Below are 19,019 nucleotides of genomic sequence, written 5' to 3' on the forward strand. Positions count from 1 at the left end.
CTGTTTTTATTTAATTGTTAAAGTTCCTGTAGTTTGTAATAGTTTTCTGTACGCCAGAGAAGCATCTGCTTTGGCATTGATTACACCGACATTTGCTGCAATCTGTGCTGCATCTGCATCCAAAAGTTCGGTCATCGTTGCCAAACCGTTGTCGTATTTATTTTTTGTAATTCTGTAATTTTCGTTGGCTTGTTCGGCAGATTTTTCAAATACCGCAATTCTCTTTTTCGAGTAATCTGTGTTTTGATATTCTCTGTTTACATCCAGTTTGATATTATCATTAAGCAATTCATTGGTTGCAGACAATTGCATTTCTCTGGCTTTAGATTGTTTTAAAGAAGAGTTTTCTTTCCAGAGATTTGATAGGTTGTAAGATATCCCCACTCCCACGTTTACAGCATTATATAATGTTAAAAACTTCGGAACATCGGCTGCAACGTAACCACCCGTTAAAGCGATCGAAGGAAGATTTTCTGCTTTTGCCGATTTCGTTCCCAATTCTGCCGCTTTTCTCTGTTGGTCTAAAGCCTGAAGATCTTTACGGTTTTCTCTTGCTTCATTCAGATAAAAGTCAACGGTTTTTACTTCATCAGATTCACCAATGTAATTTTGGTCTACTTCGATTTCCGTAGATTCCGGAAGTCCCAAAAGCAAATCCATATTGATATTGGCGATGTTGTAATTATTTTTTGCTTCTAAAAGCTGCAATTCAATATTTGAGGTCTGAAGATTTGCTTTTAAACGGTCGTTTCTTGCAATTACTCCGTTATTTTCCAGCTTTAAAAATGTCTCGTCTCTTTTCTGAGAAGCTGTAAGATTTTCTTCTAAAACTTTAATGGATTGATTGGCTTTGAATAAATTATTATAAGCTTCTGCAACATTATAAGCAATCGCAACTTTATCGTTTTCTGAGCTTAATTTTGATGCTTCCACCAAATATTTTGCCGACTGAATTCCGTATTTAATTCTACCTCCACTGTACAATGGAACACTTAAATTCGCCGAACCAAATGCAACCTGATGAACTTCCGGTCCGCCCGCTGAAGAAACACCCGGAATTTTCAAATCGATAGTCGGTTTAATCGGGAGATACATATAGCTTCCCGAAACTTTCAGCTCCGGAAGCTGTCTGTTTTTTGCTTCCAAAAGATCAGCCGTTGCTTCTTCAATTTTGGCAGCATCAATTTTTAAACTTTTGCTGTTCTGGATGCCTAGCTGAACCGCCTCGTCAAGACTTAATTGCTTTTTCTCCTGAGCATGAGTGTACATCATTCCTGCGAGAAGGGATAATGCAATAACTGAGTTATTTATTCTCTTCATAACCTAAAAGGTCTTTTAGTATATATTTAATATGTTTATTAAGTTCTGAGTAATATTGTTCTTCGAAAATCTCCTCATCATCGGTATTATTAAGGAATTCTTTATACATTTCCTTCGCATTGGATGCGTAAAATAAAGTTCCGCTTACTGTGGAATGCAACAAATAAATGGGTGGATTTTTAGTGAAAATCCCTTTCTGTATACCACTTTCCAAAACTTTAGAATACATTGAGATGAAACTCATTTTAGTTTCCTTCAAAAACTGAACAATCTGTGGGTTTTCTGTATGCAGCTGCTCTCTCTGCATAATTCTGTAAAAGCATTTGTGATGTCTTACTCTTCCTGCAAACTGGTCTACGATCTTTTCAATTTTCTCCCATTCATTAATATCAGTTCTTTCCAAAATATCTTTAGAAAAAAACTGCCCTTCATTCATTCTGTATTCTACCAATTTCTCATAAAGTTTCTCTTTTGAACCGAAATAATAAGAGATCATCGAAATATTTACGTTTGCGGCTTTCGAAATCTCTCTTGTAGAAGTTCCTTCAAAACCTTTTTCGGCAAAAAGTTTCTCAGCGGCAAATAATATATTTTCTTCTTTTGAAATCATATGTAATAATTTTCGGGTGCAAATGTACAATGCTTTTCTGATAAAATCAAACGATTGATTGAATTTTTAATTTATTTTTAATTTTTATTAAAATTCATGTTTAATCTTTATCAATAAAAAAACGTTTCCAAATGAATGAAAACGCCTGTATTAATCAATAACAAAGAGTTTTAAGAATTCTTATGAATATATCTTGAAAGTTTTATTCCTAAATCAGTCCACACAATTTTAGGATTTCCATTTCTTGTTAAATGTAGATCTGCATCATTTATTTCATCTAAAATACTGATGATATTTGCACCACTGATGAATTTTGAAAACCCTTCCCAATTGAAACCATTCGCATCAATTTTTTTATACACCAAATCCTGCGACTGATAATTCTGCAACAAAGCCAATCTGAAAATCTCCGAAGCATAATTTAGGAAGTTCTTTTGCTTTTCTCTGTTCCAGCCTGCTATTTCTCTTGCCCACAAAATGATATTTTTAAGAAATTCCGGTTTCTTTTTCACCATAAATGCATCGCGAACCCATTGCACAAATAACTTTTCAAATTCCGGGTTTTTGTTTTCTGAGTTTAAAAAATTAATGGCATCATTAAGATTTCCTTGCGCCTGATGTACAATTTCTCTTATTTTTTCTGCAGAAACCTGAAAATTATTCTTTAGATAAGCTTCAATATCCTCATCATTAATTCTTGGTACTTCGATGAGTTGAGTTCTAGATAAGATTGTCGGCAAAATATCGTCTGTGCTTTCTGCAGTAAGAAGAATAATTGTTTTCGCAGGCGGTTCTTCCAAAAATTTCAGAAATTTATTGGATGCTGCAACATTCATTTTATCTGCTCTCCAGACAATGAGAATTTTTGTTCCGCCTTCATAACTTTTTAAAGCAAACTTTTGGTTTTGGTCATCTACTTCATCCGCAGAAATAAAGAATTGTTTATTCTCGGATTCTAAATGTGCAGTCCAGTCATCAAAACTTGCATAAGCGGAATTAAGAATCATTTCACGAAAATCATCAAACCTGTTTTTGCTCACCGCCGTTTTTCCTTCCGTAAAAACCGGAAAGCTGAAATGCAGATCGAGGTGATTAAGATGTTCAACTTTTGAAGCTGCATGCTCGTTTTCACCTTTTAAAATCTCTCTTGCGTAAGCTAAAACCAGTGGCATCGTACCATAACCTTCTTTTCCGATGAAAAGCTGGGCGTGGCTCACTCTGTTTTCGGTGATGCTGTCTTTCAGTAATTTTTTAAGATTTTCCTGTCCGGCAATGTTTTCCCATTTCATGCACCAAAGATAATAATTTTTGGAACTGATAATTTGTCAATCGTTAATTTTGCTTCGCAAGTTAATAGTCAATTTCACATAACAATTTAATATTTATTGAATAATGAGAATTCACAATTCACAGCGAAGCTGATTCACTATTCACTATTGACCATTCACGACAAAATCCCCCTTAACAAACTTTAACCTCAGTAAATTTTTACAATTCATTAATATTTAAGATATTTGCGCATTATTTTAAAAATCTAGAATGAAAAAAATTTTTGTACTATCATTCATTTCGGTGGGGTATTTCCTGAACGCACAGAGCTTAAGCAACTCTCCTTATGCAGTTTACGGAATTGGGGATGTAAAATATGATAATACGATTGAAACCTCTTCTATGGGAGGTATTTCGACTGCTTTTATAAGTGATTTCAGCAGTAATTTTAATTTCGGAAACCCTGCAAACAATAACAATTTTGAACTGACAAGCATCAAACTTGAAGCAACAAACGAAAATAATTACTTTAAAACTGATTACAACAATACGAAGTCTACAAAACATTCTACGTATTTATCTAATATCTCGATCGCTTTTCCTATTTCATCAAAAATAAAAATGGGGCTTTTGTATCAGCCTTATAGTTCTAAGAGCTATGAGATCATTCATACAGAAACTTTAGGTGACGGAAATGTTTACGGAAACAAATTCAAAGGAAGCGGAACTCTGAATACAGCTCAGGCTGCTGTTTCTTATAAGGTCAATTCAAATTTATCATTTGGTGCAAGAGCTAATTTCTATTTCGGAAACCTTTACGACCTTAATGAATTTACGGCATCTAATGCAGAATTGATCAACGGTTACGAAACCAAAAACAGTATAAAAAACTTCAATTTCACATTGGGATCAAGTTACCAAAGTGTAGATCGTAATGATCATAAATTGACGATCGGTGCAACTGCCACTTTCGGGAACACCAGTAATATGACGACTGAATATGTTAACAGTACTTATTATTACAGTGATGTAGATGTAAAAGCAAACGAAACGATCATCGAAAAAAGAAGCACAAGCTCCAACAATCTTTTGCCGTTACAGGCTTCTGTGGGAGTTGGTTACGGAAGTGAAAACCAATGGTTTGTTTCCGGACAGATTGATTATAAAAAAGGAGAATCTGTAAGCTATTTCGGAAATTCATTCGATTTTAAAGATTCTTACAGAATTTCTGCAGGAGGTTGGTATTTGCCAAATTACAATAACTTCAGAAGTTATTTCTCAAGAATCGTTTACCGTTACGGAGCTTTTTATGAAAAAGGAAATATAGAGCTTGCAGGAAACAGCATTAATAAATTTGGTATTTCTGCAGGAGTTATGCTACCTTTCAAGACCAGCAGTATCACCAGAATGAGCGGTCTGGAAATCGGTTTAGAACTTGGGAAAAGAGGAACGCTTAAAGACAATCTGATTAATCAGAACTTCTTCAACCTAAAAATTGGTTTCAATTTTGCTGACAGATGGTTCAGAAAGAATCTTTATAATTAATAATGAATTTAATTTCACATAAAGCATTTAAAAATATAGCATACCTTTTCAGTTGTGCTATATTTTTTATACTGACATCGTGCGAAGAAGACCTCACCAAATTAAACGGAAATGATAATAAAAATTTTCCTTCGCAGGTTATTCATAATGCTGTAATCATTCAGAGAGATTCAGGATTTATTACCTTAAGGGCGACCGCTCCTATTATTGAAAAATATGAGTTGATCGACAGTCAATATACCGTTGCCAGAAAAGGAATGAGAATCGAATTTTTTGATAAGAAAAAACCAAAAAATCCAGGTAATATTACTGCAAATTTTGCCAAAATCTACGACTATAAAAAGTTTTATGAGGCACGCGGAAATGTAAAGATTTTAACCAGTGAAGGTCAGAGATTTGCAACGCAAAGTGTTTTTTGGGATCAGAATAAGAAAAGAATTTATACACGTGATACCGTTTATGCCACTATGGAAGATGGTTCTACAATGGTTCATGCCAACGGAATGACAGCCAAAGACGATTTCTCAGAATACAAGTTCTTCAATAATTCGGGGGATCTTGATGTGAGTAAAACTCAGATTGCTCAACCAAGACCATAAATTATGACTGTTCTAAAAGCGATAGGTCTGATGTCCGGAACCAGTCTTGATGGTCTGGATATTTGTTTTGCTCAATTTTGGAAAGAAAATTCTAAATGGAATTTTAAAATAGTAAAGGCCAAAACACTTGCCTATCCTAAAGATTTAGAAGATCAGTTAAGGAATTCAATACACCTTTCTTCACAGGATTTATTAGCTTTAAATTCTGATTATGGCTTTTATTTAGGTAAAGCTGTCAGGGATTTTATTGAAAACAATCAACTTGAAAAAATTGATCTGATTGCCTCTCACGGTCATACCGTTTTTCATCAGCCACAAAGAAAATTCACCCTTCAGATTGGTGACGGAAGAGCTATAAAAACAGTGACGGAAATTCCTGTTATTTACGACTTCCGTTCTCAGGATGTTTTGCTGGGCGGAAATGGTGCGCCTCTCGTTCCGATCGGTGATGAAATGCTTTTTTCAGAGTATGACGCCTGTCTTAATTTGGGAGGATTTTCTAATATTTCATTTAAAATAAACAACAAAAGAATTGCTTTTGACATTGCTCCTTTAAATATTGTTCTGAATAATCTGGCGCAGAATTTCAATCAGAATTACGATGAAAATGGTGATTTAGCCAGGAAAGGAAACATTAATCAAGACATATTAGCAAAATTAAATTCTCTAGAATTTTACAATCTATCGCATCCAAAATCATTGGGCATTGAATGGTGCAATGAAAATGTATATCCTTTATTTTCAGGAATAGAAGCTTTGGATGTTTTAGCAACATTTACAGAACACACGGCTGAACAGATTTCAAAAATATTAAATAAAAATCAGCTCAAAAAAGTATTGTTTACCGGAGGCGGAACTTACAATCAATATCTGATTGAAAGAATCAAAACTAAAACCGAATCCGAAATCATTATTCCCGAAAAACAAATCATCGATTTCAAAGAAGCCTTGATATTTGCTTTTATGGGAGTTTTGAGATGGAACGATGAGATAAACATTATTGCATCTGCAACGGGAAGCTTACACGATCACAGCTCAGGAATTATCGCATAAAAAAACCTTCATTTCTGAAGGTTTTTGTTTTATTTATAAGCTTCGATCTTATCTGTAAGTGTATTGATGAAATTCTGAAGCGGCTTTTCTACCATCATTTTAATGAAAGGATTAAATTTTCCTTCAAAAAGCATCTGAACTTCAGTCTGATTCTCATTCAGCGGTTTTAAAGTTGCTGTAAGAGCAAAATCTAAACTTGAGCTGGCGGATTTCAAAACTGCCTTTTCATCGGTTACTTCATCAATTTTTAATGCAATTTCGGGCATTCCCTGAAGTCCGAATTTGAAACCGTCTTCTCTCGTTTCAAACTTCTGAAGACCATCCGGCATAAATTCTTTATAATTTTCAGGAGATTTCAGCAGCTCAGACAAATCTTTAGATGATTTATTGACAATAATTTTTCGTCCTTCTAAATTCATTTTTTATTTTTGTATTTAAATTACTACAAATGTATAAAGTTTTTGTGAACGAAAAAAAATTATTGATATCTAAGCACCCTGAAAACTTAGAGAAAACCTTAAAATATGAAAGTTTCACAACTTTAGAAATTGCGCTTGATCTTTTACAGAATACTTCAACCTCGGAACTGAATGTTTTTGATGAACAGATTGATGAAATTTGGTCTGAATTCAGAAAGCTTTTCAGAATCATTGAAGCAGCCGGCGGAATTGTGAATAAGCCAAATGGAGATACTCTTTTTATTAAAAGACTCGGGAAATGGGATCTTCCGAAAGGTAAGATGGAAAAAGGAGAATCGCGTGAAGAATCTGCGGTAAGGGAAATCGAGGAAGAAACCGGATTGATGAATGTGGAATTAAAAGATTTCATCAACACCACCTATCATATTTACATCGAAAGAAATGGAGATCGTGTGCTGAAATACACCCATTGGTTTGAAATGTTTTTTGATGGCGAAGATACCTCCAAACCTCAGATTGAAGAAGGAATAACTGAAGTTGCCTGGAAAAATACCTCTCAGATAAAAGACGAAGTTTTCCCAAGCACGTTCAAAAATATAGAACTGATTATTAAAGAATTCTGGGATTCGAAATCTAAATAAAATCGATTGCTTTTTCCAGAGAAATTCCGCGTGAAGCTTTAAGAAGAATATGATCTGAGAGAATTTTATTTTCTTTCAGATATTCGATCAGATCATCTGTTTTTTCAAATGCTTTAGAAATAGCGTTAACATTTTTAAACTGTTTTCCTACCGTAATGATTTCGTTAAAGCCTAATTTCTGAGCCATTTCAAGGATGTTTTGGTGCTCTTTTTTGCTCTCATCTCCCAACTCAAGCATATCACCTATGATGATGGTTTTTGAGCCTTCAAATGTGATAAAATTATTCAATGAAGCCGACATAGAACTTGGGTTTGCATTATAAGTATCTAAAACTAATGTCTTCCCCTCTTTCTTCACAATCTGAGAACGCATATTGGTCGGCGTATAATTCTCTATGGCAGATTTAATTTTATTGAAATCAACACTAAAGTGAAGGCCGAAGCTTACTGCTGCGCAAAGATTAGTAAAATTATAATCCCCTGTAAGTTTAGATAAAGCCTTTTCATTCTGATATTTTAAACCTACAAAATGATCGGATGAAAATAGTTCAAACTGATAATCTGAACTTTCTTTTCCAAAAGTAATTTTGTTGGAATAGTTTTGTGTTTTCTCAACCTGAATCGGATCATTTTCATTAATAACAATCGTTTGCTGATGCGCTTTAAGATAATCATACAATTCGGATTTGCCTTTAATAACTCCTTCAAAACCGCCAAAACCTTCTAAATGTGCTTTCCCGAAATTGGTAATATATCCGAAATTAGGTTTTGCAATATGAGATAAAAGTTCAATTTCTTTCTGATGATTGGCTCCCATTTCGATCACTGCCATTTCATGTTCAGGTTTTATAGAAAGCAGCGTCAAAGGAACACCAATATGATTATTTAAATTACCAAAGGTGTACTGAACATTATACTTTTCCGAAAGTACTGCATGAATAAGTTCTTTGGTAGTCGTTTTCCCGTTACTTCCTGTAAGACCGATAACCGGAATATTTAATTGATTTCTGTGATGAACAGCCAGTTGCTGTAAAAACTCAAGCGTTGACCGAACGTAGAAAATATTTTTTTCTGAATTTTCAAACTCTTTATTTTCAACAATTACAGCCAGTGCTCCCTGATCGATCGCTTTTTCTGCTACGGTTGCAGCATCGAAATTTTCTCCTGAAAAGGCAAAGAAAATATCATTTTTGGCAATTTTTCTGCTGTCGATCGTTACTTTATTTGCTTTAAGGTATAGAGGATAAAACTGTTCTGTATTCATGTAAAAACGGGTATTATTTTTCTTAATTTGTCTGAATATAAGTCATGGAAGTTGCTTAAAAGCTAATTATTTTCACAATATTTTCAGCATTCAAAAATAAAAAACCTCCCGTAGATTCGGGAGGTTTTTTTTAAGTATTTTGATAAATATTATCTTCTCGTTCTAGATTTGTCGTTTACTCTAGCATCCTGAGCTACACGGAAACCAACCCAACCATAACCAGCTGACTGATTTTTGTATCTTCTTTGTCCCGGATCCAACCAATAAGCTGAATCTTGCCAAGAACCACCTTTTACAACTCTGATGTCGTTAGAGATTGCAGATGTTCTGTCTTTAGCATCTTTCTGCATTACTACTCTACCGTTTGCATCAACGATAAATTTCTTAGCCGGTGCATTGTACATGTTGTAAGAAGCTGTAGAATCATTAGCGTTTCTATAGTCTAATGAAGACTGTCTGTCACCATCTCTATAGTTTCTGTAATCTGCAATTGTCTTTCTTTCGAACTGACCCGGAAGGTTTTTGTAAACCAAACGTCCGTCTGCCAATGTATCATACTGCATTGAACCTTCTTCTACCATTTTGTAAGTACCGTCACCGTTTCTTACGATAGCTTGAGGCATATTTCCTCTGTAGTAATTGAAGTCGCTTGCTTCTTCATCGATGATTGGTCTGTACACATCTGCAGTCCATTCTGCAACGTTACCAAACATACCATAGATACCGATGTTGTTTGAAGGAAACTGTCTAACGTCTGAAGTTTGAGCAGCACCATCATTTTTCCAACCTGCAGGTCCTGAATAATCCCCTCTTCCTTGCTTGAAGTTTTCAAGGATCATCCCTCTGTTTTTACCTTTAGTACCTCTAAGAAGGTCGATCTGAGGTTTCTTATCTAAATAATTGTTGTATTCTCTGTTTTTCTCCATTCCAAGAGCAGCATATTCCCATTCAACTTCTGTAGGAAGTCTGAATTTCGTCACTAACCCTGAATTTGGAGATCCGTTTGCAGCCAAAAGTCTTTGGTTGGTAGTTTTCATACCTGTTTTTTGCTGCATTCTTTTTTCATTGATATATCCTTGCATTTCCGGATCATTCGATTTGAATTTATCCATATTGAATGCAGTTCCACCTTGATTGTTTGATTCGTTGATGTACAAATCTTTTGCAATAATACCTGCCTGCATCAAAGCTTTTTCGTTCGCTCTGTCTGTCAACCATTCGCAGTATCTGTTTGCCTGAGTCCAAGAAACTCCTACTACCGGATAATAATCGTAGTTCTGATCTCTGAAATACGTTTCATTCAGGTCATTTCTAGATAATTTATTATCCCACAATAAAGTATCGGGCAAAGCACCGTTGTATATTTCTTTGAAGCTAGGATCACTAGGTGGGAATACATACTTCAACCATGTAAGGTATTCGCGGTATTCGTAGTTAGTAATCTCAGTTTCACCGATAAAGAATGAACTCACCTGCATTCTGCGTGGCGTGTTATTCCAATCGTGCATTACATCATCTTTCACTAATCCCATGGTAAAAGTTCCACCTTCCACATATACCATCCCCGGCCAACCTTTTTGTTTCTGTTGCTTTCCTGCAAAAAACCAACCCTGTTTTTCGTTTGGTTTCCAACCTGTCTTGCTGACAAACTTTTTAGTACCGCCGCCTCCGGAAGTGCCTGAACCACCACAACTGGTTAATGCAAGTGTAGAACTTAATGCTATTAATGAAAACAACTTTAGTTTTTTCATAGTCGATATAAATATTATTCAAAGTACAAAGAAAAAATAAATTATTCAATAAATCAAATAAAGATTTGATTTTTTTGAAAAATCTTAACAAATTAATTTTATGGTATCACAATTTAATTATAAAATTTTCATTTATTTTGTAATTCAGAAATTTCAGACATAAACATGAGACTAAAATTAACTCTCTTATTTGTATTTGCTTTTATATCAATCTCTTGGGCTCAACGAGTTTCTATTAACTGGGATGGTGCCAAAATTCAAGATTATGGTGATGTAAAAGTGAATCTTCCGAATTTTAAAAATGAAGGTTTTTCTTACAGCCAAAATAATATTTTTATATTTAATCAGCAAAAGGCAGGAGAAAAACAGCTTCGTGTATCTAATCTAATATGGGAAACGGTATCTACTAAGGATTTATTTGATTTAGATAAAAATTTAATTCAGGATTATGATATTGCAGATATCAACTACTATTATTCTGAGGGGGAAAGATATGCAAGTGTGCATGTTGGTCTTTTTAAGAATGTAAAAGGGAAAGTTCAAAGACTCTCATCTTTTGATGTTACTGAAACCAATAATTTAGCCTCAAACTTTTCGGCCGCTAAAGTTGGAACAACACAAAACCCGCTTTCTAGTGGAACTTTTTATAAAATTAAAGTTGATAAATCAGGTATTTTTAGGGTAACAACCCAATTTCTGAAAGACAATGGAATGAACCCGTCTAATATCAACCCAAAAAACTTCAGAATATATGGAAATGGTGGTGTGATGCTGCCAGAATTTAATCAGGATATAAAATACAGCGCTCTTCAGGAAAATGCTATACAGGTTGTGGGTGAAGATGATGGGGTGTGGAATGATAATGATTATGCACTTTTTTATGCACAGGGGCCAAATGGTTATAATCTTTACAATAAATCCAATGGAAATGGTGTTAAAAGAACGGATGGCAGAAATGACCGCAGTGAAAATCTGAAGAATATTTACGAAGATTTCTCTTATTATTATATCAATTTTGACAAAGGAGAAGGAAAAAGAGTACAGAATATTGATGTAAATTTACCTGCAACAACTCTCATTTCAAGATATGATGACTATCAGGTTATCAATAAAGATGAGAGAAACTTAGTGAAAGTTGGACGAATTTGGGTGGAAGATCAAAGTTTTATTACTGATAAAGCTGTTACATTTAACCTTAATTCACCGATACAAAGTGGAGACGTCATCCGTTACAGAACAAATGCTGTTGCTTGGAGATCACAGAATAATAAAATTGATTTTAATATCAATGGTCAAAATCCTGATTCTCGTGTTCTTGTATCAACAGGACTCAACCCTCTCCCTGATTTTTATCCTGTTCAATATACCGGAGTTATCAACAATCTTTCGGGAAATCAGATTACGATTAATTACAAACCAGACATTTCAACAAATCCTAATGGTACATTTTACCTGGATTATGTGGAAGTACAATATAAAGAAGACCTGAAATACAATGGTTCGCAAATGAACTTCAGAGATTTTTCTCTGGCAACAGGAACTGGAACACAGTATGGCTTCAGTGTTTCAAACACAGGAAATATGGAGCAGATTTGGGATGTTACCGATATTACCAATGCTAACAGAAGGGTAAATAAAGCTGCCGGAAGCGGAAGTTTTAACTTTGGGTATGCAGCTTCTAATCCTAATTTCAATAATGAATTTGTTGCTTTCAGAGCAGATGCGGCATTTTCTCCGCAATTTGTAGGAAGAATTGCCAACCAGAATCTTTCTGCATTGCAAAATGTAGATTATCTGATCATTACTACTCCTCCATTTATGTCTCAGGCTCAGAGAATTGCCAATTATCATCAGACAAAAAACAATTATAATGTTCAGATTGTAGATACTGATAAAATTTATAACGAGTTTGGAAGTGGAAGCAGAGACATTACTGCCATAAGAGATTTTATTACCAAACTCAATACGCCTTCTGGAACTTTGAAATATGTTTTTATTTTGGGTGACACTTCTTACGATTACAAAAACAGAATTTCTAATAATTCTAACATTGTTTCAAGTTATCAAAGTGAGGAATCAACAGACTTTGTGGGTTCATATGTGACTGATGATTATATTGTCATGACATTCCCTCAGACATCAGAATATTTATATAACAATCTTCCTGCGCTACCAATAGGCAGATTGCCTGCTGCAAATCCTACCGAAGCAGCCAATATGATTGACAAAACATTGGCTTATTATAATTCTTTACCGGGACAATCGACCCCATTTGGAGAATGGAGAATGAAGCTTGATTTTATAGTGGATGATGACAGAGACAACGGTACACCTTTTCATAATACCATGAACAATTCATTGGTAAATACATTTGAAATTCCGGCTGTTACTGATCTTAAAGAATACAATGTAAGAAAATTGTATCTGGATGCTTTTCAGGCACAAAGTACGGCAGGTGGTCAAAGGTATCCTCAGGTAAATCAGGCAATATCAAATGATATTGGTAACAGTCTTTATCTTTTCTATTTCGGGCATGGAGGTATTAACGGATGGGCTCAGGAAAGAGTTTTAACAACAGATGAAATTCAAAACTCTAATAATTTCTCTAATGTCTACAGCAGATTTCCATTTGTTTCAACCATTACCTGTGAATTTACACTGTGGGATGAGCCTTCTACTTTTTCGGCAGGCGAGCAATTCATCAAACTAAAACAAGGAGGTCCGGCTGCGATGATTACCTCAAGCAGAGCTGTAAGTGTTTCATATGGTGAATTGTTTACTGATCTTTATACAAAAGAAATGTTTAGAATGACCGGTGACGATTTCAATACCATCGGGAATGCCCATTTAAATGCAAAAAAATTAAGACCGGGAGATTCAAACCATTTAAAAGTAAATGTTTTGGGAGATCCGGCAATGAAACTAAGCAGACCGCAAAGATTATTGGTGATCGATAATATAGAATCTCCGGTTCCGGGATTGATCAGAGGATTAGATTTCGTGAAAGTAACTGGTCATATTAATAATCCAAACGGAACTGTAAATACAACATTTAACGGAAGGGTTGTTATTAATATTTTTGATAAAAGATTAAACAAAACCACATTAAATAATGACGGAGGTCTTACTCCGCAACTACAATATACAGAAGAAGGAAGCGCCATTGTAAAAGCTTCAGGAACTGCTGTAAACGGAGTCTTTACTGTTGAATTTTACGTACCGAAAGACATCAACTATGCTGTAGGAGATGGTCGAATTTTAGGATATGCAGATAACAAATCTATTGATGTATTCAACAATCAGACGGTAAGAGTTGGTGATCTTAATCCTAACGGAATTAATGATAACGAACCGCCGAAGGTGAAACTTTACATGAACAATACCAATTTCGCAAACGGTGGAATCACAGATCAGAATCCTATGCTTTTGGCTTGTTTAACGGATGATACCGGAATAAATTCAACAGGTTCTGGTATTGGTCACGATATTACTGTATATTTGGACGGACAAATTATTAACACAGTCGTTTTAAATGACTTCTTCTCTTCAGGGGAAGGAAATGGATGTTTAAATCCTGCTTTAGCAGACTATCAGAAAGGAAATGTATCTTACCCTTTCAGAAACCTTGCATTAGGACAACATCAATTAACATTTAAAGTTTGGGACATAAACAATAATTCAACAAGCGAAACGTTAAACTTTGAGGTTAAAGACGAAGCCGATCAGCATCTGATTATCAACAGACCGCTAAACTGGCCAAATCCTTTCACCAATAAGACGTACGTTCAGTTTGAACATAATTGTGATGATATTTTGGATGTAAACGTTCAGATTTACACCATTACAGGAAAACTGGTAAGAACTTTAACAAATGTTGTAGTCGCAGAACCGTTCCTACAGGGCTTTAGAACGCCACGTCAGGCAATAGAATGGGACGGAAAAGACGATTTTGGTGACACAGTTGCAAAAGGTACGTATATTTTTAAGATATTTGCAAAAAGTCAAAATCAAGAAAAATGCAAAGGTAGTGCTACAGCTGTAGAAAAAATGGTACTTTTGAAGTAAATAAATAATTAAATAGGACTATCAATAAAAAACTGATAATATATAAAAGACAACATATGAATTTAACTACTAAACTGCTTTTAGGGATTGGTTTGAGTGCTGGGTTTTTAGGCTACGCACAAGATTTGAGTCAGGTAAGACCTGTATTAACCGGAGCTCCATTCCTTAGAATCGCACCAGATGCAAGATCAGGAGGTATGGGGGATCAGGGTGTGGTAACTTCGCCTGATGCTTTCTCACAATTCTGGAATGCGGCAAAATATCCTTTTAGCAGAACAAGTTCTTCTGTAGGTTTAAACTACACTCCATATATGGGAAAACTAACCAATGATGTATTTTTATTGTACGGTGCTTTCCATAAATTCTTAGGTCAGGAAGAAAGATCTACCATCTCTGCGAGTATCTATTACTTCAATATGGGAGAAGTAGAACTTACTGAGCTTGGTGTAGACAACACCGTTACTTCAAACGGGGTTTCAAAACCAAACGAATTCTCAATCGACGTTGCTTACGGTCTGAAATTATCAGATTCTTACTCAATGGCTGTTACTGGTAGATTCATCCGTTCAGATTTATCCGGAGGATTCAACACAGATACTACCCTTAAGCCTGCAAACACATTTGCAGTAGACGTTTCCGGTTACTATACATCACCAAGATTCTCAAGTATCGGAGGTATGGATGGTAAAGTAAATGCCGGTTTTGCAGTCAGCAATTTAGGTCCTAAATTAGATTATACAGGTGACGAAAATTCAAGATCTTACCTTCCTACAATGGCAAGATTAGGGGTTGGATACGATATGTATCTTGACGATATGAACAGAGTAGGAATTTCTGTGGAAGGTTCTAAAATCTTAGTACCTGGGTCAGAATTTGTAGGTACAGACCCGAATACAAGACAGCCGATCTACGCTGTACCAAACGTTGGGGTAATGTCAGGAATCGGAAAATCATTCAAAAATCCTAATTCAATCATGATGAGTGGTGCATTAGAATATTCTTATGACAATGCATTCTCTGTAAGAACAGGTTATTTCCACGAAAGTGAAGAGCAGGGAGCAAGACAGTTTGCAACAGCAGGTATCGGTTTGAAATACCGTTCTTTCGGTCTTGATGTTTCTTACCTGATCAATATGTCTAAAATTAATACTGCTTTGGATAACACTCTTCGTTTCGGTCTTACCTGGAACATCGGTGATGAAACATCTAATGTAGATTATTAAAAAACATCATATAAAAGTTTTGAAAAGTCTCATTTTTATGAGGCTTTTTTTATTTTCTATAATTTTGAATAAATCTCTATAGACATTTTGATAAATATTAAATAAAAATTCACAATTCACTTACGAAGTAAAACTGACAATTCACATATAACCCCTATTTTTGCAGTATGAACTATTCTTCGGAGCTTAAAAAAATCGTTACCAGCCAATATGTTTATTCTTCCATCAGAATTACATTGGCAACGGTGATCCCGTGTTTAGTTCTCTCCTACTTCGGAATCCTGAAAGAATACTTTCTTTTTCCTTTGGGAACCAGCTTTGTGGCCTTAACCGATCAGCCGGGACCGTTCATCAGACGCAGAAATTCACTGACTTTTGCCATCTTCTGCTTTGTGGTTGTTGCATTGATTGCAAGTTTAGTCAAAGGAATAATTCCGCTTGTTCTTTTAGAAATTGTTATATTCGGAATGTTTTTTTCCCTGATTGGAGTATACGGACAAAGATTGGCGGCAGTTGGTTCTTTAGCCTTAGTGGTTTTAGCCATATTTATTGACGGACATTTAACAGGTGCAAATATTCTTAAAAGCCTTGTTATTTTCGCAGCAGGCTGCATTTGGTTTTTATTAATTTTCCTGATTGTAACCACAATACAACCGTATAAACTCGCCAGTCAGATGATTGGTGAAAATTATCTTCAGCTCTCAGAATTTCTTAGAATTAAAGCGAATTATTATCAGAAAAACCCGGATTTCGACAAACTTAGTCTACAGGTCATTGCCAAGCAGATCGAAATAAAAAATCTGCAGGAAGAAACCCGTGAAACTGTTTTTAAAACAAGAACAATCGTTAATGAATCAACAACAATCAGCCGATTATTGATGTTGATGTTTCTTAATTCGATGGATCTTCATGAAAAGCTCATGACTTCTGAAAGTGATTACAAAAAACTTCAGCAAAGTTTTGAAGACACCGAAATTTTAGTTAAAATACATGATTACCTGAATATTCTTTCCGAGGAAATTGCCAACATTGGAATTTCCCTGCAAAGCAGTACTCGTGCAAGACCGATTTTCAATCTTCATGATCGGGAGCATGAACTTAATGTTCATTATTTCGAACTGAGAAACAGACAAATGACGCCCGACAACCTTGAGAACTTCATGATTTTACGACAAATCATGATGCGCATCAACGAAATTACAAAGGAAATCAATGAGATTTATAAGGTATTTTCTCAGAATGTGAGATTGGCAAAAAGTCTTTCCACAGGTTTGGATTTGAAAAAATTCATGCCTAATGAACAGAAAATCAATTTTAAGGTTTTAAAAAGCAATATTTCTCTTTCTTCATCACATTTTCGCCACGCGATAAGAATTACCGTTGCGCTTTTATTAGGTTATCTGGTTTCTTTGCTTCCGTTTGTAGAAATTGGTCATACCTATTGGATTTTAATTACCATTACCGCTATTTTAAAACCAGCCTATTCTATAACGAAACAACGGAACTTTCTGCGGTTTTTCGGGACAGTTGCCGGAGCGGTGATTGCTTATGCTTTATTGCATTTCATTCACGTAAATGCAATTCTGTTTGCGATTCTTCTTTTGAGCATGATTTTATGTTTCAGCTTATTAAAGGGAAGATATTTCTGGGCGGTTTTATTTATGACGATTTATGTCTTTATGAGTTTTAATTTTCTGAATCCCGGAAATGTAAACGTAATTTTTAAAGACAGAATTGTAGATACCATTATTGCAGGAATCATTGCATTTCTGGTTTCATACATTGTACTTCCGGTTTGGGAGCATACGCAGAATTTAGATTTAATGAAAAAATCAGCAGAATCTAATCTTACCTATTTTCATAGTGTGATGTCTAAATTTCTGAATGAGAATTTCGATGTGGAAGATTATAAAGTAAAGCGGAAAAACGCCATTATTTCTTTAGCCAATCTTTCCGATAATTTTCAGAGAATGATTTCTGATCCTAAAAATCAGCAGAAAAAACTTGAAGTCGTGCATCAGTTTGTAGCAACTTCTCATCTGATTACTGCTTATACCGCTTCGTTATCGCAATATGCAAATAGCAACCACGAATATCCCGAAATTGATTCTGAAAGCTGGAGCAAAAAAATAGAGTCTGAAATGAATCAGGTCTCAGCAATTCTGAATGGAGAAAAAATCCCGGAAGCTTTGAGAATGGACAGCCGTCTTGAGCCAGAAGATTCTTCTATTGAAGATATGATCCTTCGAAGAAAAACCGAACTGATGGAAAACGAACATTTAGATACAAGAGATCCGAATAAAATTTCTCATTTAACGGAACTTAAAAATATTCACGATGTTTTGGAACTGATCTATGATGTTGCAAAAGAACAACGAAAAGTGATCGAAAAGTACAGAAACGAAGAGATTACTCCTCAACAATCGTAAAGCAATATTCGTCGAAAAATTCAACTCTCGCTTTTAGTTCATCCGAAATTTTATCGTCGTGAACCCTGCATTTTATAGAATGAAGATGTTTTAATTCAAAAGGTCTTACTTCATAATGTTTTTTCAGAGACCAGTGCTTCGAATGATGAATTTTATACATGCTTTCTTTTACACTCCAGATAATCGTATAAAAAACAACTTCCGTATCAAAAGGAATAAATCCGCGCTCATTTTCATAGGTGAATTTATCGATTACCCTTAAAATTTTGGGATTAAATTTCTCAATATCAATTCCGATCTTATTTTTTGAAATCGCAATCGCTGCAAAAGGAAAAGAATGCGTAATCGAAATTTCAGCATCTTTCGGAGACAAAAATGGCTCTCTTTCTTTATATAGAATTTTTGAGTGCGGTTTTAAACCCTTTAATAATTTACGAACCATCAAAACCTCCAACAATTTTTTCGGATGATAATCTTTTACTTTTTCGGCATTTTCAGGCTCTAAAAGCGTATTGATATCCAAATTTTCAGTTTCATCGTATTTCCATACGAGAATCGTAGCATTGTCATCTGAAAAATCGCGGTAAAGAGGCATCGGTTTAAATTATTGAGTAAAAATAGTGAAAAATTTTTGGCTGGAAGATGGGAGCTGGGTGATGGAAGTTTTGCAATTCGAATTCTGAAGTGATATTATTATTTAAATTACCCGTAGTGCATTATAAAAAAAGTTATTCATGTTACAAAAATTTGTAAATTGTATTGACTACCAATCAAATACATTCATGAATAACCTAGATGCAATTTACGATTTTATTCTCACAAAATTGAGAG

At 34.9% G+C, this 19,019-nt stretch carries 14 protein-coding genes; 7 read left to right on the forward strand and 7 right to left on the reverse strand.

Going from position 1 to position 19,019, the window contains the following annotated elements; all coding sequences use genetic code 11:
- Positions 1-6: 6 nt before the first annotated feature.
- The 3 genes from BA768_RS09570 to BA768_RS09580 all read right to left on the reverse strand — a co-directional run bounded on the left by BA768_RS09570 (position 7) and on the right by BA768_RS09580 (position 3,219).
- Positions 7-1,320, reverse strand: a complete 1,314-nt coding sequence (locus tag BA768_RS09570) for a TolC family protein (protein WP_065720545.1) — start codon at positions 1,318-1,320, stop codon at positions 7-9.
- Entirely contained in the window at positions 1,304-1,930 is a 627-nt protein-coding gene (locus tag BA768_RS09575) for a TetR/AcrR family transcriptional regulator (RefSeq protein ID WP_065720546.1), read from the reverse strand. Before BA768_RS09575 ends, BA768_RS09570 begins: the two co-directional genes overlap by 17 nt.
- A gap of 170 nt (positions 1,931-2,100) precedes the next feature.
- A complete protein-coding gene (locus BA768_RS09580) occupies positions 2,101-3,219 on the reverse strand; it encodes an ATP-binding protein (protein ID WP_065720547.1) in 1,119 nt (372 codons plus the stop codon).
- Between the two features lie 250 nt (positions 3,220-3,469).
- Between BA768_RS09580 and BA768_RS09585 the strand changes: the two genes are divergently transcribed.
- From BA768_RS09585 to BA768_RS09595, 3 genes are read left to right on the forward strand one after another with little or no spacing between them, the layout of a single operon-like run.
- Positions 3,470-4,744 (forward strand): membrane protein, encoded by a 1,275-nt coding sequence (locus tag BA768_RS09585; protein ID WP_034674368.1) that lies wholly within the window; start codon positions 3,470-3,472, stop codon positions 4,742-4,744.
- Positions 4,745-4,746: 2 nt separating this feature from the next.
- A complete protein-coding gene (gene lptC, locus BA768_RS09590; RefSeq protein ID WP_065720548.1) occupies positions 4,747-5,343 on the forward strand; it encodes an LPS export ABC transporter periplasmic protein LptC in 597 nt (198 codons plus the stop codon).
- 3 nt (positions 5,344-5,346) lie between these two features.
- On the forward strand, positions 5,347-6,396 hold the full coding sequence (locus BA768_RS09595) for an anhydro-N-acetylmuramic acid kinase (protein ID WP_065720549.1): 1,050 nt from the start codon (positions 5,347-5,349) through the stop codon (positions 6,394-6,396).
- 29 nt (positions 6,397-6,425) lie between these two features.
- Here BA768_RS09595 and BA768_RS09600 read toward each other — a convergent pair whose 3' ends face one another.
- Positions 6,426-6,815, reverse strand: coding sequence for a hypothetical protein (locus BA768_RS09600; RefSeq protein WP_034674362.1), 390 nt, complete (start codon positions 6,813-6,815; stop codon positions 6,426-6,428).
- Between the two features lie 29 nt (positions 6,816-6,844).
- On the opposite strand from BA768_RS09600, the gene BA768_RS09605 reads away from it, so the two are divergent.
- A complete protein-coding gene (locus tag BA768_RS09605) occupies positions 6,845-7,456 on the forward strand; it encodes an NUDIX hydrolase (protein ID WP_065720550.1) in 612 nt (203 codons plus the stop codon).
- Here BA768_RS09605 and BA768_RS09610 read toward each other — a convergent pair.
- Together BA768_RS09610 and gldJ are read right to left on the reverse strand one after the other, a co-directional pair.
- Entirely contained in the window at positions 7,449-8,720 is a 1,272-nt protein-coding gene (locus BA768_RS09610; RefSeq protein ID WP_065720551.1) for a UDP-N-acetylmuramoyl-tripeptide--D-alanyl-D-alanine ligase, read from the reverse strand. The genes BA768_RS09605 and BA768_RS09610 overlap by 8 nt on opposite strands.
- Positions 8,721-8,869: 149 nt before the next feature.
- Positions 8,870-10,471, reverse strand: a complete 1,602-nt coding sequence (gene gldJ / locus BA768_RS09615) for a gliding motility lipoprotein GldJ (protein WP_034674356.1) — start codon at positions 10,469-10,471, stop codon at positions 8,870-8,872.
- A 165-nt stretch (positions 10,472-10,636) separates the two neighbouring features.
- Here gldJ and porU point away from each other — a divergent pair, with 165 nt between their 5' ends.
- The 3 genes from porU (at position 10,637) to BA768_RS09630 (ending at position 18,188) form a co-directional block, all read left to right on the forward strand.
- Positions 10,637-14,536, forward strand: a complete 3,900-nt coding sequence (gene porU, locus BA768_RS09620; RefSeq protein WP_065720552.1) for a type IX secretion system sortase PorU — start codon at positions 10,637-10,639, stop codon at positions 14,534-14,536.
- Between the two features lie 56 nt (positions 14,537-14,592).
- Complete coding sequence (gene porV, locus BA768_RS09625) at positions 14,593-15,759, forward strand: type IX secretion system outer membrane channel protein PorV (protein WP_034674352.1); 1,167 nt, start codon at positions 14,593-14,595, stop codon at positions 15,757-15,759.
- A 167-nt stretch (positions 15,760-15,926) separates the two neighbouring features.
- Positions 15,927-18,188 carry an FUSC family protein gene (locus BA768_RS09630; protein WP_065720553.1) on the forward strand — a complete coding sequence of 754 codons (2,262 nt, stop codon included), beginning with the start codon at positions 15,927-15,929 and terminating at the stop codon, positions 18,186-18,188.
- Here BA768_RS09630 and BA768_RS09635 read toward each other — a convergent pair.
- Entirely contained in the window at positions 18,169-18,783 is a 615-nt protein-coding gene (locus tag BA768_RS09635) for a 4'-phosphopantetheinyl transferase family protein (RefSeq protein ID WP_065720554.1), read from the reverse strand. The two genes, BA768_RS09630 and BA768_RS09635, sit on opposite strands and share 20 nt — an antisense overlap.
- Positions 18,784-19,019 lie beyond the last annotated feature (236 nt).

Origin of the sequence: Chryseobacterium sp. CBo1, assembly GCF_001693475.1 — a bacterium.
GTDB classification, from domain to species: Bacteria; Bacteroidota; Bacteroidia; order Flavobacteriales; family Weeksellaceae; genus Chryseobacterium; species Chryseobacterium formosense.

Coding starts and splice junctions, on each gene's coding strand:
- BA768_RS09570 (WP_065720545.1), bottom strand. CDS start 1,320: ATGAAGAGAATAAATAACTCAGTTATTGCATTATCCCTTCTCGCAGGA.
- BA768_RS09575 (WP_065720546.1), bottom strand. CDS start 1,930: ATGATTTCAAAAGAAGAAAATATATTATTTGCCGCTGAGAAACTTTTT.
- BA768_RS09580 (WP_065720547.1), bottom strand. CDS start 3,219: ATGAAATGGGAAAACATTGCCGGACAGGAAAATCTTAAAAAATTACTG.
- BA768_RS09585 (WP_034674368.1), top strand. CDS start 3,470: ATGAAAAAAATTTTTGTACTATCATTCATTTCGGTGGGGTATTTCCTG.
- lptC (WP_065720548.1), top strand. CDS start 4,747: ATGAATTTAATTTCACATAAAGCATTTAAAAATATAGCATACCTTTTC.
- BA768_RS09595 (WP_065720549.1), top strand. CDS start 5,347: ATGACTGTTCTAAAAGCGATAGGTCTGATGTCCGGAACCAGTCTTGAT.
- BA768_RS09600 (WP_034674362.1), bottom strand. CDS start 6,815: ATGAATTTAGAAGGACGAAAAATTATTGTCAATAAATCATCTAAAGAT.
- BA768_RS09605 (WP_065720550.1), top strand. CDS start 6,845: ATGTATAAAGTTTTTGTGAACGAAAAAAAATTATTGATATCTAAGCAC.
- BA768_RS09610 (WP_065720551.1), bottom strand. CDS start 8,720: ATGAATACAGAACAGTTTTATCCTCTATACCTTAAAGCAAATAAAGTA.
- gldJ (WP_034674356.1), bottom strand. CDS start 10,471: ATGAAAAAACTAAAGTTGTTTTCATTAATAGCATTAAGTTCTACACTT.
- porU (WP_065720552.1), top strand. CDS start 10,637: ATGAGACTAAAATTAACTCTCTTATTTGTATTTGCTTTTATATCAATC.
- porV (WP_034674352.1), top strand. CDS start 14,593: ATGAATTTAACTACTAAACTGCTTTTAGGGATTGGTTTGAGTGCTGGG.
- BA768_RS09630 (WP_065720553.1), top strand. CDS start 15,927: ATGAACTATTCTTCGGAGCTTAAAAAAATCGTTACCAGCCAATATGTT.
- BA768_RS09635 (WP_065720554.1), bottom strand. CDS start 18,783: ATGCCTCTTTACCGCGATTTTTCAGATGACAATGCTACGATTCTCGTA.